This window comes from Nostoc sp., assembly GCF_035638895.1.
In the GTDB taxonomy this organism is placed as follows: domain Bacteria; phylum Cyanobacteriota; class Cyanobacteriia; order Cyanobacteriales; family Nostocaceae; genus Nostoc.
Window position 1 is genome coordinate 1 of record NZ_DASQZC010000466.1, and the last position, 1,546, is coordinate 1,546.

A 1,546-nucleotide genomic window follows, 5' to 3' on the forward strand; every position below is an offset into this window, starting at 1 on the left:
TTACATTTCTTTATATCCTTATCATACTGGAGTCACGGAACTTAACATCATAACTAAATGTAAAATCTGATTGAGAAAAGCTATGACAGGACAGGAATTACGTCAGATGTTGCTTGATAAGTGGGGATATTCTTATGATGTCCAGCTTCGACGGGCGCAGGGAAAGATATTTTTGCAAGTCATGTGGAAATACTTGGAGCAAGCTTCTTTTCCGTTGAGCGAGGCGGAGTACCAAGAGCATCTTGACACCATTGCTAATTATCTTCATGCCTTGGGTGGGTCAACACAAGTACAAACATTTATTACCCAAACACGCGATCGCCCCCGCCTCGGCAAAGCTGTCAGCATTCCTCTAGATTTAGGTGAACGTTCTTCGGAATGGATATTATGACCAAGTTTTTCTTCCTTAATTTAGAATTATTCTAATCCGTCATTTCAGGATAGTAAAACTATGAATTCTCCATTTCCCGGAATGAATCCTTATTTAGAAAATCCTGTGTTTTGGTCAGAATTACATCATCGATTCATTACAGCTATAGCAGATACTATTGAAGAAAATATTCCCCCACAGTATCGAGTTGCAATTGAACAACGTACTTATTTAAGTGATGACTCAGATTCTGTATTAGTTGGTATACCTGATGTTTCTATTTTTTCTCAACACAAATCACCGCAGCAATACTCATCAACTACTACCCAAGCAGAAACGTCAGAAGGCATTACGGTGATGATACCGTTACCTGAATATATTACGGAGAATTATTTAGAAATTCGAGAAGTTTCTACAGGTTTTGTGGTGACAGCTATCGAAGTTTTATCTCCTAAAAATAAACGCCCAGGCGAAGGGAGAAAAGCCTATGAACTGAAACGCAAACAAGTTTTAGCTAGTCTTTCTCACTTAGTCGAAATTGATTTACTCAGAAGTGGAAAAGCCATGTCAATTTTAGGGGAAGTGCCTGTAACAGATTATCAAATTATTGTTAGCAGAAGTGAAACACGTCCTCAAGCTAAATTATACGGATTTAGCGTCAGAGAAACGATTCCCGTATTTCCATTACCGTTACAGTCAGAAGATACAGAAGCAATTGTAGATTTGCAATCTTTATTGCATGGTATATACAATCGTGCCAGATATTACTTAGCAATTGATTATAATAAAGAACCAGTACCACCCCTAAAACCAGAAGATGCTTTATGGTCTGATACCCTCTTACGCGAACAAGGATTAAGGAATAATTAGGAATTAGTTAATAATTTTACCTATTCCCTGTCACCTGTCACCTATTCCCTATGTTATTTACCTGTGAGCTTCACCAGTCCAACACCACCGAAATAAAGCCCTAAAACTGCTCCCGCTAAAAGACTTTGAGTTAAAGGGTCAGTAGAAGGTGTAAGCACGGCTCCCAAAACCACTGCTCCCATAATCACGTAACGCCAACCAGAAATCATTCGTTGAGACGAGACAATGTTCAAATTACCGAGCAACAGTTGGATGATCGGAATTTGAAATGCTAAACCAGTGCTGAATAACAGTAGCAGCACAAAT

General features: G+C 38.8%; 3 protein-coding genes. 2 read left to right on the forward strand and 1 reads right to left on the reverse strand.

The features are described from left to right. The first annotated feature begins 82 nt into the window (after positions 1–82). Together VE944_RS23425 and VE944_RS23430 are read left to right on the forward strand one after the other, a co-directional pair. Complete coding sequence (locus VE944_RS23425; protein WP_324982640.1) at positions 83–391, forward strand: DUF3067 family protein; 309 nt, start codon at positions 83–85, stop codon at positions 389–391. A 60-nt stretch (positions 392–451) separates the two neighbouring features. Further along, complete coding sequence (locus VE944_RS23430; RefSeq protein ID WP_324982643.1) at positions 452–1,240, forward strand: DUF4058 family protein; 789 nt, start codon at positions 452–454, stop codon at positions 1,238–1,240. A 53-nt stretch (positions 1,241–1,293) separates the two neighbouring features. Here VE944_RS23430 and VE944_RS23435 read toward each other — a convergent pair. Continuing rightward, positions 1,294–1,546: twin-arginine translocase subunit TatC (locus VE944_RS23435; RefSeq protein WP_324982645.1), on the reverse strand; the 253-nt coding region annotated here is incomplete at its 5' end.

Bases quoted from the DNA above. Each gene is read 5' to 3' on its own strand.
- VE944_RS23430 (WP_324982643.1), top strand. From the start codon at position 452: ATGAATTCTCCATTTCCCGGAATGAATCCTTATTTAGAAAATCCTGTG.
- VE944_RS23425 (WP_324982640.1), top strand. From the start codon at position 83: ATGACAGGACAGGAATTACGTCAGATGTTGCTTGATAAGTGGGGATAT.